20 protein-coding genes and 1 tRNA gene are annotated in these 25,881 nt (G+C 61.0%); 9 read left to right on the top strand and 12 right to left on the bottom strand.

Going from position 1 to position 25,881, the window contains the following annotated elements; all coding sequences use genetic code 11:
- Positions 1–286 precede the first annotated feature (286 nt).
- Complete coding sequence (locus tag H163_RS23865) at positions 287–1,324, top strand: methyltransferase domain-containing protein (RefSeq protein ID WP_081625933.1); 1,038 nt, start codon at positions 287–289, stop codon at positions 1,322–1,324.
- A 118-nt stretch (positions 1,325–1,442) separates the two neighbouring features.
- Here H163_RS23865 and neuC read toward each other — a convergent pair whose 3' ends face one another.
- The 8 genes from neuC to H163_RS0100950 all read right to left on the bottom strand — a co-directional run bounded on the left by neuC (position 1,443) and on the right by H163_RS0100950 (position 10,523).
- Complete coding sequence (gene neuC, locus H163_RS0100985) at positions 1,443–2,567, bottom strand: UDP-N-acetylglucosamine 2-epimerase (RefSeq protein ID WP_019962668.1); 1,125 nt, start codon at positions 2,565–2,567, stop codon at positions 1,443–1,445.
- Positions 2,564–3,601 carry an N-acetylneuraminate synthase family protein gene (locus H163_RS0100980; protein WP_019962667.1) on the bottom strand — a complete coding sequence of 346 codons (1,038 nt, stop codon included), beginning with the start codon at positions 3,599–3,601 and terminating at the stop codon, positions 2,564–2,566. The genes neuC and H163_RS0100980 overlap by 4 nt, the downstream gene beginning before the upstream one ends.
- A gap of 5 nt (positions 3,602–3,606) precedes the next feature.
- Positions 3,607–4,287: an acylneuraminate cytidylyltransferase family protein gene (locus H163_RS0100975; RefSeq protein ID WP_019962666.1), complete on the bottom strand. Its 681-nt coding sequence runs from the start codon at positions 4,285–4,287 to the stop codon at positions 3,607–3,609.
- A 6-nt stretch (positions 4,288–4,293) separates the two neighbouring features.
- On the bottom strand, positions 4,294–6,156 hold the full coding sequence (locus H163_RS0100970; RefSeq protein ID WP_019962665.1) for a tetratricopeptide repeat protein: 1,863 nt from the start codon (positions 6,154–6,156) through the stop codon (positions 4,294–4,296).
- A 184-nt stretch (positions 6,157–6,340) separates the two neighbouring features.
- Positions 6,341–7,702 (bottom strand): globin-coupled sensor protein, encoded by a 1,362-nt coding sequence (locus H163_RS0100965; protein ID WP_026355310.1) that lies wholly within the window; start codon positions 7,700–7,702, stop codon positions 6,341–6,343.
- Positions 7,703–7,977: 275 nt separating this feature from the next.
- Positions 7,978–8,052: transfer RNA gene (locus H163_RS0100960), tRNA-Val, on the bottom strand.
- A 71-nt stretch (positions 8,053–8,123) separates the two neighbouring features.
- Positions 8,124–8,822, bottom strand: a complete 699-nt coding sequence (locus H163_RS21880) for an HAD hydrolase-like protein (protein ID WP_019962663.1) — start codon at positions 8,820–8,822, stop codon at positions 8,124–8,126.
- Positions 8,823–8,897: 75 nt separating this feature from the next.
- Positions 8,898–10,523 (bottom strand): methyl-accepting chemotaxis protein, encoded by a 1,626-nt coding sequence (locus H163_RS0100950; RefSeq protein WP_208975284.1) that lies wholly within the window; start codon positions 10,521–10,523, stop codon positions 8,898–8,900.
- A 396-nt stretch (positions 10,524–10,919) separates the two neighbouring features.
- On the opposite strand from H163_RS0100950, the gene rpiA reads away from it, so the two are divergent.
- The 3 genes from rpiA to gor all read left to right on the top strand — a co-directional run bounded on the left by rpiA (position 10,920) and on the right by gor (position 13,622).
- Complete coding sequence (rpiA, locus tag H163_RS0100945; protein ID WP_019962661.1) at positions 10,920–11,612, top strand: ribose-5-phosphate isomerase RpiA; 693 nt, start codon at positions 10,920–10,922, stop codon at positions 11,610–11,612.
- Between the two features lie 59 nt (positions 11,613–11,671).
- Positions 11,672–12,172 carry a DUF2059 domain-containing protein gene (locus H163_RS0100940; RefSeq protein ID WP_019962660.1) on the top strand — a complete coding sequence of 167 codons (501 nt, stop codon included), beginning with the start codon at positions 11,672–11,674 and terminating at the stop codon, positions 12,170–12,172.
- Positions 12,173–12,245: 73 nt separating this feature from the next.
- Complete coding sequence (gor, locus tag H163_RS0100935) at positions 12,246–13,622, top strand: glutathione-disulfide reductase (RefSeq protein WP_019962659.1); 1,377 nt, start codon at positions 12,246–12,248, stop codon at positions 13,620–13,622.
- Positions 13,623–13,805: 183 nt separating this feature from the next.
- On the opposite strand, the gene H163_RS0100930 is transcribed toward gor, so the two are convergent.
- On the bottom strand, positions 13,806–15,383 hold the full coding sequence (locus H163_RS0100930; protein ID WP_147290403.1) for a diguanylate cyclase domain-containing protein: 1,578 nt from the start codon (positions 15,381–15,383) through the stop codon (positions 13,806–13,808).
- 526 nt (positions 15,384–15,909) lie between these two features.
- On the opposite strand from H163_RS0100930, the gene H163_RS0100925 reads away from it, so the two are divergent.
- The 4 genes from H163_RS0100925 to gltX all read left to right on the top strand — a co-directional run bounded on the left by H163_RS0100925 (position 15,910) and on the right by gltX (position 21,808).
- Positions 15,910–17,289, top strand: coding sequence for a class II 3-deoxy-7-phosphoheptulonate synthase (locus H163_RS0100925; protein WP_026355309.1), 1,380 nt, complete (start codon positions 15,910–15,912; stop codon positions 17,287–17,289).
- Between the two features lie 127 nt (positions 17,290–17,416).
- Entirely contained in the window at positions 17,417–19,105 is a 1,689-nt protein-coding gene (locus tag H163_RS0100920; protein WP_019962656.1) for an NAD+ synthase, read from the top strand.
- Between the two features lie 75 nt (positions 19,106–19,180).
- Positions 19,181–20,422 carry an MFS transporter gene (locus H163_RS0100915; RefSeq protein WP_019962655.1) on the top strand — a complete coding sequence of 414 codons (1,242 nt, stop codon included), beginning with the start codon at positions 19,181–19,183 and terminating at the stop codon, positions 20,420–20,422.
- Positions 20,423–20,437: 15 nt separating this feature from the next.
- The gene (gltX, locus tag H163_RS0100910; RefSeq protein WP_019962654.1) at positions 20,438–21,808 is read left to right on the top strand and encodes a glutamate--tRNA ligase; all 1,371 of its coding nucleotides are present in this window, start codon (positions 20,438–20,440) and stop codon (positions 21,806–21,808) included.
- On the opposite strand, the gene H163_RS0100905 is transcribed toward gltX, so the two are convergent.
- Positions 21,771–23,159: a DUF2865 domain-containing protein gene (locus H163_RS0100905; protein WP_160118253.1), complete on the bottom strand. Its 1,389-nt coding sequence runs from the start codon at positions 23,157–23,159 to the stop codon at positions 21,771–21,773. The genes gltX and H163_RS0100905 overlap by 38 nt on opposite strands.
- A 571-nt stretch (positions 23,160–23,730) precedes the next feature.
- Here H163_RS0100905 and H163_RS0100900 point away from each other — a divergent pair.
- Entirely contained in the window at positions 23,731–24,696 is a 966-nt protein-coding gene (locus H163_RS0100900; protein WP_019962652.1) for an MBL fold metallo-hydrolase, read from the top strand.
- 38 nt (positions 24,697–24,734) lie between these two features.
- Here the strand turns inward: H163_RS0100900 and H163_RS21875 are convergent, their stop codons facing one another.
- On the bottom strand, positions 24,735–25,352 hold the full coding sequence (locus H163_RS21875; RefSeq protein WP_019962651.1) for a rhomboid family intramembrane serine protease: 618 nt from the start codon (positions 25,350–25,352) through the stop codon (positions 24,735–24,737).
- Positions 25,353–25,382: 30 nt separating this feature from the next.
- Positions 25,383–25,850, bottom strand: a complete 468-nt coding sequence (locus H163_RS0100890) for an NUDIX hydrolase (RefSeq protein WP_019962650.1) — start codon at positions 25,848–25,850, stop codon at positions 25,383–25,385.
- Positions 25,851–25,881: the final 31 nt, after the last annotated feature.

Raw genomic sequence — 25,881 nt, 5'->3', positions numbered from 1 at the left:
GCCCCTGTGTGATGCTGGGGCCCTAATGCACGTGATTTCCCGTGACGGCCGGATCTGACATGCTTGAGCGCGACTGTACGTCAGTCTCTGCAAAGCGCGCCGTCGCTGCGCTTTTTGCTGCTTGCAGGAAATCCTGAGCTTCTCTGGCTACTCCCGGCTGCGGAGCAGACGCATGCTGCCGTCACATTCAGGCATGAATTGATGGAGTGACGCCGCAGATCAAACAGCGGAAAGGGAGCTTGAGTGGCGCAGCCGGTGTCTGCGGGCAGGTTTTTCAGATCCAATAATGGATAATGTGATCTTAAGAATTCTGAATGTAAGGCTAGATCTCAAAATGATATTGCGGGATTCTGCCATGCTCTCACCTGAATCTCAAAACGATGGAAGTCTGAGTACGCGGATCTCGATGTTTCCATCCCAGCGGAATAATTATATTCCTGCTCTCAGATTGTTTACGAAGCGCGCCAGCCGTTCGACCTTTCTTGCGAAGTTTTCCCGGTTTGTGAATAAATTCCTTTACAGGTTCGGAATTGGCGCGTTGCTCAATCGGTATGATAATTCATTTACGCTATATTCTTCCCGTTCCGATGCTATGCTCTACCGAAACTATAGTGCCGATGAGATTTTCTGCAATTTTGGCTCAGGGGCTTTCCATCACCGGCGCTGGAAAAACTATGACTATCCCGGTCAGTCCTCTTACTATAAGGCCATTCAAGGAGAGGATGGGGTTGATTTTCACGGGATTGATCTGTGCACTCCGGGACTGACTGTCCCTGAGGAAAATGAATCCGTTTCATTGATTTACTGCTCACACACTCTTGAGCATCTGGAAACTGACGGTGCACTTGGATTCCTGAGGGAATGCGCCAGGATACTCAAGAAGGGCGGCGTCATGCGTCTTGCTCTTCCCAACACGACGAATGATTTCCGGATCCTCCGGTTGATGGATTTACAAGAAAATGCTCCTGAGCAATGGAAAGAGGACCTTCTGAAAGATGCCGTCCCGCACATTATTCCTGTGGCGGGCGATGCCCTGAATATTGCTGAAGCAAGCAAGCTGGCGAAGGACGTCAACTTCGAGGCAGCAGAGTTTTACAGGGTATCCGTCGAAAGGGGAGTGGATGTCAGCTTTTCAGGTGCAAACCCCGAAAGGCACATTTCATTCTGGTCATATGAAAGTCTGGTATCGCTTGCCCCGGAACTGGGGTTCCGGTTTGTCATCCCATGCTATCAGGGGGCCTCGGTCGCAGCGCCGTTCAGAAACACCTGCGTTTTCGACACGACAGCCCCGCATTTCAGCTTCTATGTGGAGCTCATCAAGTGAAACGCCGCCTGTCGGTGCCGTGAGCGGCGGTGCGGCGCCTGAACGCTTTCAAGCCATGATGCGTCAACCTCGGAAGCGTCTGTATTAAAGGACAAGCAGCGGGGATTGCGTGCCGCTTTCACTCTGCGCTGTAGAAGTGCTTCTGCAGCGGAGCGCTCCAGAAACCATCGGTATTGAGGATCCCGGCGAAACGTGCGGCAGAATTGCCCTGTCCAAAACTTCTGTCAGAGGCAAAGCGCTGGCCCCATCTATTTGTCAGGAAATCCGCTATCGCATCACGGTCGAAGGCTGAGGTTTCCGTGATGGATGGCGCCACCGACCTGTGGAGTTGCCGGGTTCCGAGATTGAGACTCGGGATGCCAAGGAAGGGCGCTTCGCGCACGCCTGCACTGGAGTTGCCAATGATGGCAGCCGCGTTCTTCATAAGCTCTGAAAAATAGGCAAAGCGCATGTTAGGCAGATGCCGGAAGCGTGCCGGATCCAGCTTCTCAATCTCTGCAAAAATATCCTCGGAGCCAGGATCATTGTTCGGGGAAATGACGATAAAACTCCGGCCGCTCGCGGAGAGAGCAGAGAACAGGCTGTGAGCCTGCGCGCCGATCGTGTCCCGCTCCGATGTCACCGGATGAAATACGGCAATCCCGTAATCCTTGAAGGGAATTGCGTAATGATTGCGGACTTCATCAAGAGTGACGCCGGATGGTCCGCCATGGAAGTCCAACTCCGGAGAGCCGATGTTGAAGACCGTCTCCGGCTCTTCCCCAAGCGTCAGGACACGTGCTTTTGCTGCCTCCGAACTGACAAAGTGATAGGTGCAGAGCTTGGTGTTGCAGTGGCGGTAGACCTCATCGATCGTACCTGACACTTCTCCCCCTTCGATATGCGCGCAGCGGATATAGTTCGTCGCGCAAACCAGCGCCCCGGCGAGGGCCTCGATCCGGTCACCATGCACAATGGTCAGATCCGGCCGGTTCTCGTGAACCCAGTCCGAGAGACCCAGGATTGTCTTGGACAGGATGATGTCCTGCGGGTCGCCTTGACGCTGATTGATGAATTCGTGCTTCACCACTCCGGGAAGCCGCTGCACTTCATTGCGGGTGAGGCCGTATTTTTCCAGCATATGCATGCCGGTGACGAAGAAAGTCACCTCGTGGCCGGCATCTCTGGCTGCGATGGCAAGGGGCTCCAGCTTGCCAAAATCGGCCCGGGTGCCGGTCAGGAACAGGAGCCGCCGGGCAGTCATTGGCGAGGCTCCAGATCGCTCCAGCGCAGTTGCTGATTGCGCTTCACGGCCAGCTTCAGTCTGCGCCCGGTAACCTCGTCAAAGCAGGAGACTGGTATCTCGCCATTGCCCGGACGCCGCGCCCAGATATCGGCTTCGGTGATCACATGACCTTCCGGCAGATCCCTGTCGGCCACAACGGATCCGCGGGCGAAGCGGTAGACATCTTCTTCCGGTGCCGTTCGTTTCTTCTCGTTGTGAAGCGCAATATGGATCTCCCGGGAGCGCTCGATCAGAAACCGCAGTTCGGACGGGTCCATGGAACAGGAAATATCCGGCCCCTTGCGGTAGCGTGTATCCGTAAAATGCCGCTCCAGAATGCAGGCACCGAGTGCCACGGATGCCAGAGCCATCTCCGGACCGATGCTGTGATCGGAGAAGCCGACAACTGCATTGGGAAACGCCGCCTGCAGATCCGTCACGCCGCGCAGGGAGACGATCTCGGGCGGGGAGGGATAGAGGTTCGTGCATTCCAGCAAGGCGTAGCCAATGCCGGCCTTGTCGAGGATCTCGACCGACGGGCGGATGCTCTCCAGCGTCTGCATGCCCGTGCTCATGATCACCGGCTTGCCGAAACCGGCGATATGCCGGATCAGCGGCAGGTGATCGCATTCACCGCTGCCGATCTTGAAGCCGGGCACATCGATGGAGTTCAGGAAGTCGGCAGCAGTACGCGAGAAGGGCGTGGAGATGTAGATGAGACCGAGGCTTTCGGTATAGGCCTTGAGTTCTTTCTCCGCTTCCAGCGGCAGGGCGCAGCGGCGCATCACCTCGAAGATGGAGACATCGGCGTTTGGTGGAAAGATTTCCCTGGCTTCATCCGTCATTTCGTCTTCGACGATATGCGTCTGGTGCTTGATCATCTCGCAGCCGCTCTGGGCTGCGGCACGCACCATGGCCTTGGCAACATCCAGGCTGCCGCCGTGATTGATGCCGATTTCGGCGATCACCAGCGGCGGATGGGAGGTGCCGATCTCTCTATGGGCGATTTTCACGTCAGTTATCCCTTCGCCATCAGATCTGCGCAGCGCAGAAAGTCTTCAGCCGTATCAATGTCCTGAGCCTCGTCTGCCTGGACCGGCAATACACGGATCGATTCAGCGGAAAAGTTGCCGTCAGCCATGAACTGCGCAGCATCAAAAACATAAAGAACGCCATTCGGGCGTATCAGGGTAGGCAGGCTCTGGCGGTTCGCGAAACAGAAGTCCGGTGAGACCAGAGGCACAAAACGGTCACCATCGGCAAAGCCCCATTTCAGAACCGCAGAATCCGCGGGCGACACACTCATGACCAAGCTCGCACCGCCCTTCCTGAAAAGACCGATGCCGTTGCGCACGGTCTCGGCCCTTCGCAGCGGCGATGTAGGTTGCAGCAGAACCGCAATGCCTGAGGTCACTCCCGTTCGAGGCAGCAGGTCTTGTAGCACTTCTGCCATTACCGTGCTGTCCTGTGCCAGTTCAGGCGGGCGCCGCACGCACTCTACCCCGGGGGGCAGGGGGTGAGTGAAGATCTCATCAATGTCTGTGCTGATGATGATCCGGCCAATGCCGGCTGCAAGGGCAGCATCCACGCTGTGCATGTAAAGCGGTTTGCCTGCCAGAAGCCGGACGTTCTTACCCGGAAGTCCCTTGGACCCGTCCCTTGCTGGAATGATGGCTGTGACCTGCGCCGCAGTTGTCATGGCATCTCACTTCTGAAGGCGCAGCATGCGCGCTTCCGGAGAGAATGTTGATTTCCAACTCTCCAGCCTTGACACAAAGCCGGGGATCAATTCGGCGACAGCCTGACCCGGGGCAAGTCTTGTGTAGGTCGTATCCTTATACCATGGGCTTTCTTCTTTGCCGAAAAGATAGTGGTTGATGTTTTCGCCAAATGTCCAGAATGGAAGGCCATGACAACCGGCAATATCAGCGACACTTGTGGCTGCAGTAATGATAAGGTCGCAGCAATTTGCGAGCGCTGCCGCGTCTTCAATGTTGTTCATCTGATCAATATCACTGAAGGGGATGAGATTTGCTCCCCGCCCTTGCTGCAAATAGATGATTTCACGCTCAAGATATGTATACTGCAGATTGACGAAGACGATGTCTTTGACCTCCACAATCGGTGCAAAATCCATGACCGACAGGTAGTTCTTTGAACGGGCAGGGGCGAGCCGGCTGGAGCGCCAGGAAACACCAACGACAGGCTTGCTGTCAGCATCAGGAATTCTGCCGTAGAGCTCCCTTGAGCGTTCGAGGTTTACCTTGAACACGGGATGCCGGGTCTTCTGGAATGACGGCAGGTCCGGACGGAGATGCCGCGGAAGGTCGGCTGAGGAAATCTGAAAGTCGTAGTCGTCCGAAGTCGAAGTCAGTCCTGGCGTTTCAAATGTGGGCGTGCGTGTGACGGCATCCGGGAAACTGAGACTGAAAGGCGCCAGCAGTTTTTGGGGCAGTTCGATGATCACCTTGCCCGCCACGTCCATGATGTCTTGGATCAACATTCCGTAGCGAAGGCAATCGCCAACGCCCTGGTCATTCCAGATCATGATTGTCTTGCCAGTCAGATCTGAGCCATCCCATTCAGGCTTGTTGAATTTCCGGTTGAGGCATGACGCGATATTGGCCCTGAAACGTGCGCCGTAGTGTTTCCAGCCATTTTGCAGGTCGCCCGCACCGAGATAGGCGAGAGCCAGATTCCATTCGATATTGGGCTGGTTGCCGTTGCTTTTCGCCAGGGCCTTCTCCAAAAGCTGAATTCCCTCCTGGGCCCGGTCCAGTCTCAGCAAAATGATCGCGAGCGTCACGTCGACGGGAGGTTCGTGTGGGACCGAAGCGGCCGCTTCCGCAAAAGGAAGCGCCTCCACAGGCTCCCCAAGCGCAAAAAGCACGCGGGCCATTTCGTGCTTGAGATCGTGATTGCCGGGGAATCTGCCGACTGCGTCCTGCAGTTCGTCGCGGGAAATCTCGAGCTGCTCGGCAGACATGCGGGAACGGGCACGCTGCAGCCAGACATCCGGATTTTCGGGAGCGAACTGAACCGCCTTGTCGAAGAAATCAACGGCTTCTGTGTGCCGCTTCTGATCCCGCAGCAGCACCCCATAATTCCGGTAGGCGTCGCCATAATTCGGGTGGTCGGCTATGATCTGCTTGAAGATCTCCTCTGCCTCTGTCTCCCGGTCCAGTTTGGTCATGGCCACGGCGCGCAGGCTTTGCGCTTCGGCTAGTCTGGGGTCCAGTGCGACTGCCCGTTCGGCTGCCGCCAGCACAGCGGCATGGTTTTCTTCATTAAGGTCAGAGAGCGCGCGTGCCAGATTGGCATGGTAGGGCGCGCGGTCGGGGGCGAGGGAGATTGCCTTGCCGATGAACTCAACAGCCCGCTTGGGAAAACCCAGCTGCCGGTAGCAGACACCAAGAAGGTGATTGGCATCCGGAGAGGACGGATTTTTCTTCAGAACGGTCTTGTAGAGCCGCTGCGCTTTCTCGATTTCACCGGCCTGCTGCAGGGCGACGGCCTTGCGCATCGTATCGAGTATCGTATTGGCGGCGTTCGCCGGCTTGAAGCTCATTCGTCCATCCGCTGACTTCGGAGAATCACTGTCCAAAGTCTAGCAAGAAAAGCTCGCAAATGGGTGAGCTGTCCGCATTCGCCTGTTCTGCTGCCGGATTGCCATTGGAAAGAGTGCAGAGGCCAATGCTTGATGCAAACAGGCAGGCCCGTGGGGCCCGCCTGTGGATTTTCAAGAGATATCTTCAGGCTGCCTTGATGGCTGCGGCTGCAATCTTTTGCAGGTTCTGGAAGAAGTCGCGCACATCGTTCCCGATCTGCGCCGAGCAACTCTTGAGCCCATCGGCCGCAACCTGGAAATCTGCAGCTGCGGTGCCCGTCTGGGCAATGGCCCCGGCCACACGGTCAACGTTTCCGGCCAGAGACTGGGAACCGGAGGCCGCGCTCTGGATGTTCGACGAGATCTCGCGCGTTGCTGCGCCCTGTTCTTCCACGGCCGCCGCGATGGTGGCGGTCATGTTGTCGACTTCCTTCACAGTGTCGGAAATCGCATTGATCGACTTCACGGCGTTCTGGGTGGCCGACTGGATGGCGGAGATCTGGGACGAAATCTCCTCCGTTGCCTTGGATGTCTGGTTCGCCAGTTCCTTCACTTCGGCTGCCACGACGGCAAATCCGCGCCCAGCTTCGCCTGCACGGGCTGCCTCGATGGTGGCATTGAGGGCGAGGAGATTGGTCTGCTCTGCGATCGCCTGGATAAGGCTGATGACGTCACCGATCTTCTGGGCCGAATCCGACAGGCGCCCGACTTCGGCAGATGTCCGGTTCGTCTCCCCATTCGCCCGGCGTGCCACATCCGAGGCACCGGTGATCTGGCGCGAAATCTCGGCGATGGAGCTGGACAGCTCCTCCGTCGCGGCCGCGATTGTCTGGATGTTGTTTGTCGTCTGAACGGAAGAATGTGCAGCTTCGGAAGCTTCAGCCGTTGCAGATACGGACATGTCCGAGAGGGAGATGGCCTGGCGTGTGACCTTTTCGGCGCTGTTGCCCACCTCCGCCATGGAGGCGTCCACCTTGAGCTTGAATGAGTCTATGGCGTGGCTGATCTGCCTCTCCTGTTCCTGTTGCAACTCCAGCAGCACGTCCTGATAGGTCGAGATGGCAAGATCCAGGTCGAACAGCACTGCCTTGTTGAGCGCCTGCATGGCAGTCAGCGCCTTGCGCTGGGAGAAGCGGTGCTTCTTGAGGATAATGCTGACCAGCTCGTTCAGGACATACTGGTAGCCAGCGATATACCACTTCGGTTCCAGCCCGATGCGCACATGGGCCCGGCCAATGCGGTCTATGCTCTCGAAGTAATCCCGGTCAAACCGGCCGGAGAACAGCTTGGCCCAGTGTCCGCCCTGGGCCTTCTTGAGCATGTCCTCGCGATTGCCGACAAGAGCCGCCATCTTCGGTTGTGACCTCACGTGGGAATAAAAGCCGTCAAGCACTGCGGGCAGCGCCTTCTGGACGAAAGGCCAGAGTTCCGTAAGTGTCGACTTCGTCTCCGCGTCAATCCTTGCGAAGCTCAGGCGGCCTCTCATTTCCTCATTGCTGTGTAGCATGATCACTCCCCGATTTCGTTGCAATCAGGGTAGGCAGTGCCGTTGAAGGAAGGGTTAATCCGCGGCAGTGGAGGGCCGTAAGGGGTAAAATTTGCAAGCATAAGTCAGAAAAAACGCGTTGCTTTTATAATGGCTTAGAAAAATTACCTATGGTCGCTTAGCATTTCTCTTATTAATGCTTGCGTTGTGCCGGAAGTAAGGCGCCTGATAAGTATTGCAGCTTTGGGTTGGATCTTGCCGTTTGCAAGCAACCTGCAAGCATTAATCAGAGAAAATGGTGGGCGATGCAGGGATTGAACCTGCGACCTTTCCGGTGTGAACGGAACGCTCTCCCGCTGAGCTAATCGCCCGCCGCTGTGCAGCGTGGGACGGCTTCTATGACATTCTGCAGACCAGCGCAAGAGGGGCTGGAACAAGAATTTCAGGGTTGTGAACAGTCCGGGCCATGCGGTCTGGCGGTGATACCCAGTGTTTCAACTGCGGCTGCCAGGTCGGCAAAAGCGGATATGACCCGGTCCGGGGAAAGATCTGCCACCGGGACGCTGGCATAGCCGAAATCGACTGCAATCACAGGGATTTGTGCCGCTTTGGCCGCAGCAATATCGGTCGCCGTATCGCCGATCAAGATCGACTTGCACGGCTCTCCGCCTGCCCGCCGTATGGCGCCGAGCACCGGCAGGGCGTCCGGTTTGGGCCGCGGATACGTGTTGCCGCCAACGATGGAGCCGAACAGGCCCGTCAGCGACAGCTCGTCGAGCAGCCTGCGGGCCAGATTCTCCGGCTTGTTGGTACAGATTGCCAGCCGCCAGCCGCCACCTGCCAGCTTCTCCAGTGTTTCAGGGACACCTTCATAGGGACGGCTGAAAGCGGCGATGTTTGCCTCATAGTAATCCAGGAAATCAGCCCGCATTTTGTCCAGCGGCGCCTGGGCAGGATCTGCGCCGTGAAAAAGCAGCCCAAGACGGATCAGTGCTGCCGAACCATTGCCGGCCTGCGGTCTGGCGAGCTCCAGCGGCACTGGCCCGTATCCTGCGCCGGCGAGCGCTGCATTGAGAGCTGCCACCAGATCTTCCGCCGTATCGGCCAGTGTTCCATCCAGGTCAAATACGAGCGTGGCCAAGCGAGGGCCTCCCTGTCATGTGCTGCAGCTGATTCTCTGCCGGTTTTGCAACGTGCAGCGCACAGACGGTTGCTGTCAAAGCCTGTAAGCCGTCCTGAAACCGCCCCAGTGGATACCGCACACCGTTATGGGTGCATCGACTTCCTGCAACCATACGACGTTACCATTTCCCATATCACGTGCATAAGACTGTACAAGTACGGGCCTTGTGTTGCGTGCTGCGCTCAGACCCGCCCTGTCATCAAAAATGCGCTTGTTCCGGCAGTTCGCCGCATTCCAGACCGGATCATCCGGCCGCTGCGGATGTGAGTAGGCTTTATTGTGCACCGGCAGGTAGCCGTTACGGTCAATCGCCACACAGAATGTCATCGCCGTATCTTGCGCGAGGATGGCGTCCTGGATCTGCGGCAGGATCTGCTCCAGCTGTGCCAGCGCGCGGTTGCTGTACTGGACCGGATTGGAGCCTTGTATGATTTTGTAATCGGTGTCGAACAAGGCGTCCCGCGTGAGGCGGCCATTGTCGACGAGCTTTTGCATCGCCTCGCTGATCCTGGCCGCTCCCTCCTGAGCCCGGTTGACCGCCGTGGCATTCCTTGCCTGAATGCCGTGGATGAGCTTGTCGAGGGCTGCACCCGTCATGTCGTCCATACGGGAGAACTGGCAATGCAGGCCATTGTCACTTCTGTTGACGATCCGCAGATCAATCTGGCCAACACCGTCAAGCGAAAGCCGGGCGCTGGCAGGGGCGGCAATGTGCGGGCCGTTGCCCGTCTTGAGCAGGACACCTGCATGGGAGATGTCGCGCGCCTCGACGGCGGCGGTTTGTCCTGCCAGGGCAAGTGTCCCGTTGATCCGGCAGGGCAGGCGGTCTTCGACCCGGCGGTCGCCGGCCGGGCTCTGGCGCAGCATCATCGTGAAGCGTGGCCCGAGCGCCGAAACCGAAGCGGCCATCTTGCCGACAGCGCCGTGGACGCTGGTTCCGCTTTCTTCGGCGCGGGAGACGGAGTCGTTGATGGTGCTGATGCGCTTGCCCACTTCATCGATGAAGGCAGCCGTCTGGTTGGCTCTCTGGCTGATGTCAGAGGTGGTTGCCACCTGTTCGCGGATCGCATTCTCAACTTCTGCAAAACTTGGCCGCAGTTCGGCGACGGCGTCTATGATGCGGCTGACCGATGTGGTGCTCAGATCCGCCGAGGCCTGAAGCCGTTCGATCTTGCTGACGATTTCTTCCGTTGCTTTCTGCGTTTCCACGGAAAGCGCCTTCACTTCGCTGGCGACAACCGCGAAGCCCCGTCCGGCGTCTCCGGCGCGGGCCGCTTCGATGGTGGCATTCAGCGCCAGAAGGTTGGTCTGCTTGGCAATGCCTGAAATCAGCCGGACAACATTGGCAATATCCGAGATCGCTGCCGTCAGTTCCAGAACCCCGGAATTGGCCTCGGTCGCGGCGCCGGTGGCGTCCTGCGCCAGCTGGCCCGAACGTTCGACCAGTGCACCAATCTGGCCGCTGGATCCCGCCAGTTCTTCGATGGAGGCGGCAAGTTCCGACATCGTACCTGTCGCCTTACCTGCTTCCGATTGCAGGTCTAGTGCGTCCACACGTATCGTCTTCAGCGTATCCTGCTGCGAGGACAGAAGATTTCTCAGGTCTTCCGTCTCTGCCGAGACCTGTGCAGTGGCTCTGCGCAGGTCCGTTTCTATCATATCGATTGCGTTACCGATCCGGTGGAGGGCTTCGTCCCGGTCTTCTTGTGTGTCGGCAGGGATGTCAACTTGCCTGTTCTGCACGAGTTCATTCGCCGCCTCAGGCTTGTGAGGCTTTGAAAAGAGCTTGGAACTGAAGTGCGGGCGCATTTTATTGTCCTGAGCATGCCGAATATATAACGTTCGCAACGTCAGCTGAACGGCAGGTTAATTTCCGGTGCTGCGTTGCAACTATTCTCCCCGGTGGAAGCCGTGCCGGACAGACTTCGGCTTTGCCCTGCGCAATCCGGCATGCTAATCACGCGCACAACATGCGGCTTCGGCCGGGGGCGCCGTCAGGAATGCCTCTTCCTGCCGCCGCCCATGGGTCTTTCAACGATTGCCGGAAGGGACAGGATGAGCGACGAGTTCAAGCGCCAGGCCGCCGAGCGGGCTATGGAAGAAATCCGTGACGGCATGAAGGTCGGCATTGGCACGGGTTCAACTGCAGAGCATTTCGTTCGCGCTCTTGGGAAGGCTGTCCGCGCCGGGCTCAATGTGACTGGCGTGCCGACTTCGGAGCGCACCGCTGCACTGGCCCGCGAGGAGGGGATCCCGCTTTCCACGCTCGAAGACATGCCCGTGCTCGACGTGACCGTTGACGGCGCAGACGAGATTGATCCGGACATGGCCCTCATCAAGGGCGGTGGCGGTGCGTTGCTTCGTGAGAAGATCGTCGCGGCTGCCTCCGGCAAGATGATTGTTATCGCGGACAGCGGCAAACTGGTGGAGCGGCTGGGCAGGTTCCCGCTGCCGGTCGAAGTCGTGCCCTTTGGCCTTGGTGCCACCCGCATTGCTGTGCGCGCCGTGCTTGATGGCCACGGACTGACTGGCGAAGTCTCGCTGCGCGGCGGCGAAGACCATCCTTTTGTCACAGATGGTGGTCACTACATCCTGGATGCCTCGCTTGGAGCCATTCCGGATGCTGCGAAATTGGCCGCTGACCTGAACCTCATACCCGGTGTCGTCGAGACGGGCCTGTTCATCGGGCTGGCGGCCAAGGCTTATGTGGCCGGGCCGCAGGGTGTGGACGTTATAATCAAAGATTGAAGCACTGGCCGCGGCACCTGCCGCAGCCGGGCACAGACAATGCACGCTGGAGTTTGCACATGAATCTCAAAGCCCTCTTTTCCGCAGGGGTCGTGGTTGCCGGTCTCGCCTTTGCACCGGCCGTCATGGCGCAGGACCTGACCGAAAGCCATCTTGCCGCCGCGCGCCGCGCCGTGCTCGCAACGGACGCTCTGTCCGCCTTTGATGCCATCATTCCCGAGCTGGCGGAGCGGACCACGGGCATCTTCATTCAGGCCGATCCATCCCTGACCGGTGTGCTCGATGAAGTGGTGACCGAAGTCGCTCTCAAGATGACGGACGAGCGTCCCGAGCTGAACAAGATGGTCTTTGAAGTCTGGGCCCGCCGCCTGAGCGAAGAAGAACTGACCGAGATTGCAAACTTCTATGAAAGCCCGACCGGCAAGAAGCTGACCCAGCTGTCGCCGGAAATCAGCGCGCTGTCGATCGGCGCCGCACGCCAGTGGCAGGACAAGCTGTCTCAGGAAATGGTCGTGCAGGTGCGCGGCGAACTTGAGAAGCGTGGCCTGATCAAGCCGTAAGCGGCCCCGGCTTACCAGCGGCCCCGGAGACGGGGCCGTTTGTTTTTGGATGTGACCTGAAGGATCTCACAGGATGAGCGAGTTCAACTACGATCTGTTCGTCATTGGCGGCGGCTCCGGCGGTGTGCGGGCTGCACGGATTGCTGCCACCCACGGTGCGCGCGTCGCGATCGCCGAGGAATACAGATACGGCGGAACGTGTGTCATCCGTGGCTGCGTGCCGAAGAAGCTGTTCGTCTATGCCTCCAAGTTCTCCGAGGAGTTCGAGGACGCCGCGGGCTTTGGCTGGACGGTCGGCGAGCGCAGCTTCTCCTGGCAGACCCTGATCGAAGCCAAGGACAAGGAAATCACGCGGCTGGAAGGGATTTACCGGCGCAACCTTGACCGGACCGGCGTGGAGCTGTTCGACAGCCGCGCCGTCATTGAGGGCCCCAACAGCGTGCGGCTGCTCTCAACGGATCAGGTCATCACTGCCCGCTACATTCTGATCGCAACGGGCGGCACGCCGAATGTCGATCCCTCGCTGCCGGGCTGCGAGCACGTGATCACCTCCAACGAGGCCTTCCATCTGTCCGAAATGCCGAGGCAGGTGATTGTCGCCGGCGGCGGCTACATCGCCGTGGAATTCGCCGGCATCTTCAACGGCCTCGGCGCCGAGACGACATTGATCTACCGCGGCGAGGAAATCCTGCGCGGCTTTGACAATGATCTGCGCAAGGCCGTGCATGAAGAGATGGAGAAGAAAGGCATCAAGATCATTTGCGGCGACACGTTCTCCGCAATCGAGAAGGATGCAGACGGCAAGCTGACGGGCCACACCAAGGGCGGCAAGGCGCTGCCTGCTGACCAGATCCTTTTTGCCATCGGCCGCCGTCCGAACATTGCCGGTCTTGGTCTGGAGAAGGCAGGCGTGGAAGTGGGAGAGGACGGGGCAATCCGCGTCGATGAAACCTCACGCACCTCCGTTCCCTCGATCTATGCCGTGGGCGACGTGACCAACCGGGCCAACCTGACCCCGGTTGCCATCCGCGAGGGGCATGCTTTCGCTGACACTATCTTCGGCGGCAAGCCGTGGACGGTGGACCACAGCCTCATTGCGACGGCCGTCTTCTCGCAGCCCGAGATGGGAACGGTTGGCCTGACTCAGGAAGAGGCCCTGAAGCGCACGCCAAATCTCGACATCTACAAGACCAGCTTCCGCCCCATGAAGCACACCCTTTCGGGCCGTGACGAGAAGATGGTCATGAAGCTGATCGTCGATGCGGATACGGACAAGGTGCTGGGCGCCCATATCCTGGGGCCGGATGCCGGCGAACTGGCGCAGGTGCTTGGCATCACGCTGCAGATGGGGGCAACCAAGGCCGACTTCGACCGCACGGTCGCAGTGCACCCGACGGCTGCAGAGGAACTGGTGACCATGCGCGAGCCAACAGAACGGCTGCGCGGCTGAAACTGGCAGATATGATGTGAAACAGGACAGGGCCACCCGTTCCAGATGCGCAAGTTGCACCGGGAACGGGTGGCTCTGCCCTTTAGCCTTCGATGTGGGTGATGTGCCGGGGCTGAATGACGTGCTGTTACTGCTGTCTCATACCAAGGCTTTCGATGCTGACGCATCACGCCTTGAAAATGCTCAGTGCCCGCGCCCTTTCGGCGGGCGCTTGACGACAGTCACCCCATCGCCGATGGCGAGAGGGGATCTCACTGGAACGGCAGCCGGTATCGTGCTTGTGCCGGCGTCCGTACCTGGCACAATATCCTCTGCGCGCGGCAGGCTCGCAGCAAAGACGAGCGTGCCGTCACGTGCGGATTTGGCGGCGTAAAGGGCTGCATCTGCCGCTGCGAGCAAGGCCTCATCCGTGCTGCCGTCAATGGGCGCGATGGCAATGCCGAGGCTGACGCCGAGTTCGGCATGGATGCCATTCGGCATCGGGATCTTCTCGTCCAGTGCGGCCATGATCCGGCGGCCCAGAGCGGCCAGCTGGTCGATGTCGGCGAATTCAATCACAACGATCACGAACTCGTCGCCGCCCATGCGGCCGGCAACGCCAGCATCGCCAACAGCGGCCTCAATCCGGCGGGCGACGGTCGCGAGAACTTCGTCACCCGCTGCATGACCATAGGTGTCATTGATCTGCTTGAAGCGGTCCAGGTCACAGCCGATCAGGGCGAAGGGTTTGTCCGGCAGGCCCGATATGGCATTTGCAAGAATGCCACTGATTTGCCGCCGGTTGGCGAGCCCCGTGAGCTGATCATGGTCGGCCAGATAGGCAAACTCCTGTTCCCGCTGTTCCAGTGAACGGGTGAGGGTTCCCACCTTGCGCGATACGGCAAAGGCGGAGCCGGCCAGCATGACCCAAAGCAGCAGGATGGACGGCAGGATCATGCGCCAGACATGCTCGCCCGGCGTTTCGCTGGTCCATTGGAAATGGCCGATGACCGTGCCGTCTGGTGACTTGATAGGCCAGTTCGTGCTCCCGGCAGGCGGCACCTCTCCTGGCACAAACTTCATGTCGCGGAAGGCGAGCTGCGAATTGATGTCGGCGGTGAAGCCTTCGTCGATCAGGCGGGCGGACATCAGGATGACTGGCGGTCCGGGAGGCTGCGTCACGGCTCCGTCATCCGGCACAATCGGCATGGCGCTGATGAATGTCGGCGTCTGGTCGAGCAGGACATATGTGAAGGTGGCCATATCGTCGATGGCGGGCGGTCCGCTGCGGCCGAGCCCCGCCCCCGAGAGGCTGCGCAGCCCTTCGTACTTGCGTACAGCAGCCTGAGACACTGTCAGAAGCACGGAAGACGGCGGCAGGCTCTTGCGGCCGATGCGGGAGACCTCTCTGCGTGATTCTGCCAGCAATGCGCCTTGCGGATCAACCAGAAAAGCCCGTTCGTGCCCGAAGTCATACCAGAGGGAGTCAAGCAGTTCGTAGCGGACAAAGGCCGGGTTGAACTTGACCGAGATGTTGGCCACTGCCCGGTCCCAGCGGGCAAGGGTCATCTGGTCCCTTGCCATCAGCCGCTGGCGGTCGTGAAGCGCACTTTCGATCAGACGCATTTCGTTCCGCACAGCTTGCTCGTCGGCTGCCCGGGAGGCGATGTAGCCAACGTAAAGCAGGGATGCTGTTGCCAGCACCATGAGGAGCGAAGCGAGAAAATAGACTTGATACGTCAGACTCCAGCGTCCTGCCGGGTTCTTCCCAATGCCTGCCACGGATGACACGCTGCCAATCCTTTCTGGATCTGATGGTCCGCGCCATGCGGATGGCCTGCGCAAGTATTAGCAGGCCACAACATACCTGTAAAAATGCTGTAGGGTATAATAGGAAACAGCCCCTTAAGTTCATCAAGGATATTTGGGTTCTTTGCCTCCCAGATTTGGGTCTGCGTTCTTCTTCTTGTCATTCCTCCGTATTTTTACGATGGAGCCGTCATGGAGACCGTGCCTGCCGTTCCGGCAGGCCGGGCAGGCGGGCATCGGCCTGCCTTGCATTGCGGCACCTGAGCCACGGTCGTCCGGATTGCTGGCGGGATACTGTCCTGGACTGTAGTCTTGAGCCGTCAACCCGTGTATAAGGCCGCACGTTTCTTGTCCTTCGGGGGGAGACGTTTGCAGCACGTGATGTGAGGAAGTTCCGGCGCCCGTTCTTTTGAAGGCAGCGGGCCGACGGCAGATGCAGGATCTGCCGCCCGTTTGCTCAAGGCAGGCAAAGCAGCCGGACCGTATTGGAGACTGTGTGATGGCGGAGAAGTGGACACCGGACAGCTGGAGATCCAAGCCGATCTTGCAGGTGCCGGATTATCCCGACAAAGAGGCCCTGGCGGACGTGGAAAAGCGTCTGTCGACCTATCCGCCGCTGGTTTTTGCAGGTGAGGCGCGTCTTCTGAAGCGCCAGCTTGCGGATGTTGCGGCAGGGCGGGCATTCCTTCTGCAGGGTGGTGACTGTGCGGAGAGCTTCGCAGAGCATCATCCGGACCACATCCGTGACTTTTTCCGCGTCTTCCTGCAGATGGCCGTCGTCCTCACCTATGCGGCCTCCCAGCCGGTGGTGAAGGTGGGCCGCATCGCCGGCCAGTTCGCCAAGCCGCGCTCCTCGGACATCGAGAAGCTGGGCGACGTGGAGCTGCCGAGCTACCGCGGCGACATCATCAACGACATTGCCTTCACCCCGGAAAGCCGCATCCCGGATCCGAACCGCCTGTCCATGGCCTACCGTCAGTCGGCCGCGACGCTGAACCTGCTGCGCGCCTTCGCGCAGGGCGGCTTTGCCAACCTTGATCAGGTGCACCGCTGGATGCTGGGCTTCGTCAAGGACAGCCCGCAGTCGCACCGCTATCAGGAGCTGGCGGACCGCATTTCGGAATCGCTGGCCTTCATGCGCGCTTGCGGTGTGTCTCCGGACAGCGTGCCGCAGCTGCGCTCGACCGATTTCTTCACCAGCCACGAGGCGCTGCTGCTCGGCTACGAGCAGGCCTTCACCCGTGTCGATTCCACCTCGGGCGACTGGTACGCCACCTCCGGCCACATGCTGTGGATCGGCGACCGCACCCGCCAGCCGGATCATGCCCATGTGGAATTCTTCCGCGGCATCAAGAACCCGATTGGCCTCAAGTGCGGTCCGTCCCTTTCGCCGGACGGGCTGCTGAAGCTGATCGACATGCTGAACCCGGAGAACGAAGCCGGCCGCCTGACGCTGATCTGCCGTTTCGGCGCGGACAAGGTGTTCGATCACCTGCCGCAGCTGATCCGCGCCGTGGAGCGGGAAGGGCGCACGGTTGTTTGGTCCTGCGATCCGATGCATGGCAACACCATCACCGCAGCCGGCTACAAGACCCGTCCGTTCGAGCGCATCCTGAAGGAAGTGGAAGCCTTCTTTGCGGTTCACCGCGCCGAGGGCACCCATGCCGGCGGCATTCATATCGAAATGACGGGCCGCAACGTCACCGAATGCACCGGCGGCGCGCATGCGCTGACAGCCGATCAGCTGGGTGACCGCTACCATACGCACTGCGACCCGCGTCTCAACGCCGATCAGGCGATCGAGCTTGCCTTCCTTGTGGCTGAAAACCTCAAGAAGGAGCGCGAGGCCCGCACGGACAAGATTGCAGCCAGCGCCTGAGCGCAGCTGCTGTGACATGCATCAGGAGGGGCGGGCCGCAGGTCTGCCCCTTTTCGTTTCTGCCTATCCATGACGAGTGGTGATAGCCCGATTGCAAGGCCCGCGCGGGCGCGCTAAATCAGAAGCCATGAGCACAAGCACCCGCCCCGAGGCCCTTTCCGGCCACCTTCGCCTTGCCATTGCCCAGCTGAATCCGACGGTCGGCGGTATCGCCGGTAATGCGGATCTGGCCCGCCAGGCCCGTGCGGAGGCGGCAAAGGCGGGGGCGCATCTCGTGCTGCTGTCCGAAATGTTCCTCTCCGGCTATCCGGCGGAAGATCTGGTGCTGAAGCCCGCCTTCGTGCGCGCCTGCCGCACCGCGCTGGAAGCCCTCGCGGCAGAGACCGCAGATGGCGGCCCCGGAATGGTCATTGGCCTGCCCTGGACCGAAGGCGGCAAGCTCTACAATGCGGTAGCGCTGCTGGATGGCGGCAAGGTGCAGGCGCTGCGCTTCAAGTATGACCTGCCGAACTACGGCGTCTTCGATGAAAAGCGCGTCTTCGATCAGGGCCCGCTGCCGGGACCGGTGGATTTCCGCGGGCTGAGGCTTGGCCTACCCATCTGCGAGGACACCTGGACCGATGAAGTGGTCGAGTGCCTGACGGAAACCGGCGCGCAGATGCTGCTGGTGCCGAACGGCTCGCCTTACTGGGCCAACAAGGCCGACGAGCGGCTGCAGATCATGGTCGCCCGCGTGGTGGAAAGCGGCCTGCCGCTTGTCTACTGCAACCAGACCGGCGGGCAGGACGAGCTTGTCTTCGACGGCGCCTCCTTTGCGCTCAATGCCGACCGGTCGCTCGCCTTCCAGATGCCCCAGTTCACTACGGCGCTGACCATCAGCGATTGGCGCGAGGGGACGGATGGCGTCTGGCGGGCGGAGCCGGGTGTATTTGCGAAGCTGCCGGATGCGGACGAAGCCAACTGGCTCGCCTGCGTCATGGGCCTGCGCGACTATGTGGAGAAGAACCGCTTCCCCGGCGTCGTGCTCGGCCTTTCGGGCGGCATCGATTCTGCCATCTGTGCCGCCATGGCGGTGGATGCGCTGGGGCCGGAGCGGGTACACGGGGTGATGATGCCCTATCGCTTCACCTCATCAGACAGCCTCAAGGACGCTGAAGCCAGCGCAAAGGCACTCGGCATCCGCTACGACATCGTGCCCATCGAGGCGCCGATGACCGGCTTTACCGAAGTTCTTGCACCTCTCTTTGCAGGCCGCACGCCGGATATCACGGAAGAGAACCTGCAGTCGCGCAGCCGCGGCGTCATTCTCATGGCGATCTCCAACAAGTTCGGCGCCATGGTCGTGACCACGGGCAACAAGTCGGAAATGTCGGTCGGTTACGCCACGCTCTATGGCGACATGAACGGCGGCTATAACCCGATCAAGGACCTCTACAAGACCGAGGTCTACCGGCTTGCCGCCTGGCGCAATGCCCATCTGCCGCAAGGTGCGAAGGGCGTGGCTGGGGAAATGGTCCCCGCCCACGTCATCACCAAGGCCCCCACGGCGGAGCTGCGCGAGAACCAGACCGATCAGGACAGCCTGCCGCCCTACGAGGTGCTGGATGCCATCCTGCAGGGGCTGGTCGAAAACGAACTTTCCATTGGCGAGATCGAGGCGCTGGGCTATGAGCGCGCGACGATCGAACGTGTGGAACACCTTCTCTACATCGCCGAATACAAGCGCCGTCAGGCCCCTCCGGGCGTCAAGATCACCCGCCGCAACTTCGGCCGCGACCGGCGCTACCCCATCACCAACCGCTTCCGCGACCGCTGACCCGCCACGCGCAAGCCTCTGATTCATCGGGAAGAAAGGGCTGGCCCCGCCGTGAGCGGGAGCCGGTGGCATGCCATGAGCAAACCGCAGACCTATGGTGCCTTTCTCTCCGGCAATGCCCGCTGGCTTGGGGCGGCCTTCCTGATGACCGCCTTTTCCGGTTTCGGGCAGACCTTCTTCATCTCCCTGTCCGCAGGTGATGTGCGGGCGGAGCTGGACCTCAGCAACGGCGCCTTCGGCTCGCTCTACATGGCCGCGACGCTTGGCAGCGCGCTGACGCTGCCCACCCTTGGCCGGGTGCTGGACCGCTTTTCCGTGGCGCAGGTTGCGGCCGGCGTCATGGTCATGCTCGGGCTTTTCTGCGCTCTGATGGCGTCGGCCACCTCCATCTGGATGGCCGGTATTGCGCTCTATGGGCTGCGTCTTTTCGGGCAGGGCATGATGAGCAACACTGCCATGACGGCGGCCGGGCGCTGGTTTGATGCGCAGCGCGGCCGTGCCGTGGCAGTGATCGGCCTCGGCTTCCCCGCGTCGGAAGCCATCATGCCGGTTACCTTCGTTGCCATCATGACCACCTTTGGCTGGCGGCAGGGCTGGTGGGTGGCGGTGGCTGTCATGCTGGCGGTGGTGCTGCCGCTCGTGCTGCTGCTCCTGCGCAAGGAACGGGTGCCGGTGAGCATGGCCAGCGATGTGAAGGTGGTGGAGCGGCGGCACTGGACGCGGGCCGAGGTGTTGCGTGATCCGATGTTCTATCTTGTTTCCGCCGGTGTACTGGCTCCGCCTTTCATCGTCACGGCGGTGCTGTTTCATCAGTCCTATCTGGTGGAATTGCGCGGTTGGACAAGGGAGCTTTTCGCAATGGCCTTCATCGTCATGTCTGCTTCGGCGGTGCTGTCGTCGCTGGTGCTGGGCCAGCTGATTGACCGCTTTACGGCGCGGCGCATCCTGCCTTTCATGCTGGTGCCGCTCGCCTGCGGCACGGCAGTTCTGGCGCTGGTGCATGCGGCCTATGCACCTTTCATCTTCATGGCGCTGATCGGCCTCTCCAATGGTTTTGTTGCCACCTTCACCGGTGCGCTCTGGCCGGAGCTTTACGGCACCCGGCACCTGGGCGCAGTGCGCTCGGTCGTCTTTGCCTTCATGGTCTTTGCCTCTGCACTCGGGCCGGGGCTGGCGGGCTGGCTGATCGACTTCGGCGTGCCTTATGATGGTCAGATCCTCGGCTTCTCGCTCTATTGCGTGGTGATGACGGCTGCGCTCGCCAGTGCTTCCCGTGTGCTGCTGAAGCGGGATGATCTTGCCAGCACGGTGGACTGAGGGTAGGGGAAACGCATGACCGTAAAGCTCCGCTTCGCGCCCTCTCCGACGGGCCTCATCCACCTCGGCAACAGCCGTACCGCGCTTCTCAACTGGCTTTATGCCCTGAAGAATGGCGGCCAGTTTGTGCTGCGTTTCGACGACACGGATCTGGAGCGCTCGCGCCGGGAATATGCCGATGCCATCGAGGCGGATCTCGCCTGGTTCGGCGTCAAGCCTGACTTGATGGTGCGCCAGTCGGACCGGATCGCGCTCTATGACGCGGCGGCGGAAAAGCTGAAGGCGGCCGGGCTGCTCTATCCCTGTTACGAAACGGCGGACGAGCTGGAGCGCCGCCGCTCCCGCGCCCGTGCGATGGGCCGCCCGCCGGTCTATGACCGCGCTGCCCTGAAGTTGACGGATGAGGACAAGGCAAAGCTTGAAGCCGAAGGCCGCCAGCCGCACTGGCGCTTTCTGCTGCCCAACCATGACGGCGACCCGCTGGCCCCGCGCCGCACGGATGTCACGTGGGATGACCTGTGCCGTGGCAGTCAGTCCATTGACCTTGCCTCCCTGTCTGATCCGGTTCTCGCGCGTGCCGACGGCAGCTATCTCTACACGTTTACGTCTGTCGTGGACGACGCAGACATGGGTATCTCCCATGTCATCCGCGGCGAGGATCACGTCGCCAACACAGCAGTGCAGATCGCCATCTTCGAGGCGCTGGGGGCGCCGCTGCCGCGTTTTGCTCACCACAACCTCCTGACCACGCTGGACGGGGAGGGGCTGTCCAAGCGCAAGGGCGCGCTGTCCATCAGCTCTTTGCGGGAAGCTGGCATCGAGCCGATGGCCGTTGCCTCGCTGGCCGTTCTCACCGGCACCAGCCACGCCGTGGAGCCGGTGCGTGACATGGAAACGCTGGCGGGTATGCTGGATCTTGCCGGCATCTCCCGCTCATCCGCCAAATTCGACCCGCAGGAGCTGGACAGCCTCAATGCCCGGCTCGTCCATGCCATGACCTACGAAGAAGCCGCGCCGCGCCTTGCTGCGCTTGGCATCGGCGGTGGCGAGGCCTTCTGGCTGGCGGTGCGGGAAAACTGCGCACGCTTCGGCGATGCCGCCGGCTGGTGGGCCATCATTTCCGGCGATCTGCCTGCCGATGCGCAGCAGGTGGCGGAAGAGGACCGGGCCTATCTGGCCGAGGCCCTCGCCCTCCTGCCCGAAGGCCCGCTGGATGGCGAAAGCTGGGGCATCTGGACTGGCCTTTTGAAGGAGAAGACCGGGCGCAAGGGCAAGACCCTGTTCATGCCGCTGCGTCTGGCGCTGACCGGCCACGGCCACGGCCCCGACATGAAGGCGCTGCTGCCGCTTATCGGTCGGGAAAGAACTGCGGCCCGACTTTCCTGACAGGCCCGCGCACCTCGCCTCTGGCATCCTCCGCAGGTGCTTCCGGTGAGGCAGCCTGCTGATCGGCCGGCATGCCGTTCAGCGTTTGCTCTGCCCCAGCGGGGCTTTGCTCTGGTGTCCTTTCCAGAACGGGCAGCGACGGGCGCATGCTCTCTGCTGCAAGCGGCACATCCGCTGCGGGAAGGGACGCGGTGACGAGGCTGGAGGCATCAAACCCTTCGCGCAAGTTGAGCGCCGTGTCCGGGTCTGCATCCAGCGGCATGTCATCGGCGCTCACAGGGGGCATCGACATGCGGATGGCATCGGTCTGCGGGTTGGCTGCGTCTTGCCGGGCTACCACACGGCCTCCGGCCAAGGTCAGAATGCCGCCTGTGGCTCCTGAGACCTGTGTCAGCGCAGCGGCCTCCTGCTGGGCGGAGGGGGCGGCCTGACAGCTGCAGCCGTTCACATATTCCTTGCGGTGGCGGAAGGCGTTAGGCAACTCGCTGTAGCGCTCGCCCGCCAGCGAAATCATGTCCTCGGGATCGCCGCCCGGATTGCGGTAGACGAACAGGCCCGTTTCCGCAGCCGGGCACATGGCATTGCAGGCCGCTGCATCCTGACCGAACTGGCCCGGCCGGGCGCTGAAGCTGATGGGGAAGAAATAGCCATCGCAGGTGCGCACACACAGGGTGCGGTAGGTGGCATTGCGCGGGAAGTTATAGGCCGGATAGGCAAGGCCATCGCGGGTGCGCTCCGGATTCTGAGGAGCTGCGTCCAGGGCCGCACGGCGCTCCGGCTGCACGGGCTGCATGACGGACTTGCGCCCCGGCTGAAGCGGTGCAATCGGCGCAGCCGGAAGGTCCGGCTGGCCTGCCGCTCGGGTGAGAAGTCCTCTCGGCTGTTGCGGCGCCAGCTTGGCATTTGTCTGAGCGTCCTCTGCGCCGCGCCCCGTGCCGCACATGTTGCGCTGCATTGTCTTGCGGATTCGCAGAATTTCCGCCCGGTTCGCAGCGGTACCGCCCCGGCCGGCGTTCGCCTTGCCTGCCTTCGAACGCTGACGTTCGATCTTGGCGAGGTTTGTCTCCATGCGCTGGATCTTGTCGAGAAGGGAAGGGCAGCGTGCATTGGCATTCACGAGGCCGCACTGGTAATGGGCGGCATCGCGCCGCGCCGCCAGGATGGCCCGGGCCTGCGCGTCGGCAGCTTCGTCCCATTTTGAAGCACCAGGCGGCGTGCCCGCTGTCTCAAGACGGGAAAGCTGGCGCGCGAGAGCCTCGCAGCTCGAGGTGCTGGCAAGGGCAGCGGGTGCTCCCATGGCAAGTGCCATGAGGCCAGAAAGGGCCAGAAGCCTGTACTTTACGCGCTTCATGGTGGCAGCCATCCCCAAACCCGGCCGTCCGGCGGCCCGGTCACGTGTGCAGGCCAAGCCTGCTTCCCAACTTTCCCCGACGCAACTATCAGGGCTTGGTCTGCTCATTGCAAGCAACGGGCCAGCCGGGAGCTAACACGTCAGGCTTTCCCTGATCTGAACTGAAACCGCACGTGCTCCACCGCACTGCAGCAAGCCAAAAGAAGTCCGGCAGGCAAGGCTCTCCACACCTGTTCCGGCATGGGCCGGTTCGCCGTAGGCCGGGCTGTAGTGCCACAGATGTCACGGCCGAATATTGCCTTTTTGCCTCCTCTTTTCTGACAAAGATCTGAATCCCGTCCCGGAGGCCGCCTGTTCTTGTTGATAAAAAACAGGACCTGCCATGATTTGTCTGCAATTGTTTGCGAATCGAACCGGTCCGCGCTGAACTCTCACCTTGAAGTGATGAGATGTGAGTGATGGGAGGGGCAGGTGCATTGCGCCCTGTTCCCGCATTTCTCCGGCGCGGCGGGCCACAAGCGCCCGGCAGCAACGCGGGCCTCAGGGCCCCGCCAGAACGAAAGTGGACGCCATGAGCGAAGACAGCAAGGCGCCGGAAGGCAAGATTCCCGCCGTTTCCGTGTCGGAAGTGGCCAGCGGCTGCTACGCCCTGATGCGGGACGGCTTTCCAACAATCGGCGCCGTGCGCGGCGATGAGGCCATTCTCGTGGTTGATGCCCCGCCCAGCGTCGAGGCAGCGCAGGGCATCACCGAGGCGCTGGAGCGGATCAGCGGCAAGCCGGTGCGCTATCTCGTGCTCACCCATTACCACGCGGGGCGCACCGCTGGAGCGCATGCGCTGGAGCCGGGCGAAATCCTCGCCTCGGACCTCACCCGCCGCCTGATTGAAGAGCGGGGCGAGGCCAACCTCGAATGCGAACGCCGCCGTGCATCTGATGGTGCGCCTGCCGTCAGCAATTCCCTTGTCTGGCCGGGGCTGACCTTTGCCTCCTCCCTGTCGCTGCGGCTCGGCTCGCGCGAGATCCGGCTTATGCATCTGGGGCGAGGGCATACGATGGGCGACATCGTGGTCTGGGTGCCGGATTCAGGCACCATCTTTGCCGGCGATCTGCTCAATCCCGGCGGGGTGCCCTATGCGGCCGATGGCCACCTTGGCGACTGGGTGAAGACGCTGGAACGCCTGCGCGCCTTCAAGGGCAACGCGCTGGTTGCTGGCTCCGGCGCCCCCTTGCGCGGGGCGCAGATGGTCAATGATGCCATCACCCGCACCAAGGAGTTCATCGAAACCCTTCGCGCTTCGGCAGCGGCCTGTGTGGATCAGGGTCTCGACCTCAAGGCCACCAACGATGCCGTGCGTGACGCCATGGACCCGCGCTACGGCAAGCTGCCGGGCTACGACCGGATCATGCCGCTCAACATCGCCCGCGCCTATGACGAAGCCAAGGGCATCGACGTGCCGCAGATCTGGACGGCGGAACGCGAGCAGATCGCCATCAGCCGCCTCAGCCGTGCGGCGGCCAGCGAGGATGCGGCGTGAAGCACTGCAATTTGAAGGCAGCCACGCCAAGTCTGTCTTCATCCTTTATCTGTCCAACTGCCTTCCTGCCGGTTCCTTGCCGGCCGGCAGACGGCTCCGATACAAGCTCCAAGCAAGAAACCTGTGACGTGACCAGGCTTCGGGTATCCGGCGTAAATCATGTCAAGCCCGAAGCCTGTCAGGAGTGTCAGGCTTATCAGCGCCCATGCAGACAGCCCTCTGATGGTGCCGGAAAGAGCCAGTACCGCTGCGCATCCGGCGAAGGCGAATGTTGCCTGTGAGGCGCCCGTTCCGATGTTCCATGGCGCCTCGATCAGGACCGGGCTGATGGCCGTTCCAATTCCACCTGCCAGCAGCCAGACCGAAAATGCTTTCAGTCCACCGGTTCTGGCCTCGACCAGATTGCCGAGCAGCAGCAGCAGGGCTGCATTCAGCAGCATGTGCGCCTGCTTTGCGTGAACTAGCTGGGCTGTTGCAAGGCGCCAGAGTTCGAAGTTCGCCAGATCGTCAAACGCCGTGCCGCCATATGACCTGAGAAGCGTAACCTTGACGGTACCCATCGGGTTGCCGGTCGTCAGATAGGCCACGGTCACAGAGGTGATCACTGTGAGGGCAGCCAGCACTGTGGAGATCCTCAACATGAAGGCAGCATACACTCGAACCTCCCGGCCATTCATTCGCACCAATTATGCGCGTGTGTGGATCAACAGGTGCCGGACCGGTTCCCGCTGCACGAACTCGGCCTCTATGTGCCGCAGCACCTTCCGCTGTCCCGCGAAGGGCACCATGGTCAGGGCAGCCTCGAAGGAGACCCAGCGGAATTCGCTGTGCTCATGATTGAGCGTCACTGTGGCACCGGCATCAACCAATCCCACGAATACCGGCAGGATGCTGATGGCATCGCGGTCCGCCTCATAGAACTGTTCGCAGATATCTGCGGAATAGAGCTTCTCGCAGGCGAGGCCGGTTTCCTCCCGGACCTCCCGCAATGCGGCCTCCCAGGCCTTTTCGCCCTCTTCAATGCTTCCGGCGATCTGACACCATTCGCCAATCAAAGTGTGGTTGCGCCTCATGAGCAGCACCTCCACCCCGGCTGATGATCTGCGCAGGAGAACAACCGAGACTGCAAAACAGCGGATGGGGATCTGGGGCATGGGGGCTTCTGTCCAGGGAGAGTGTGCTGAA

This window comes from Pannonibacter phragmitetus DSM 14782, from assembly GCF_000382365.1.
In the GTDB taxonomy this organism is placed as follows: domain Bacteria; phylum Pseudomonadota; class Alphaproteobacteria; order Rhizobiales; family Stappiaceae; genus Pannonibacter; species Pannonibacter phragmitetus.
This window is presented reverse-complemented; position numbering and strand designations above follow the sequence as displayed.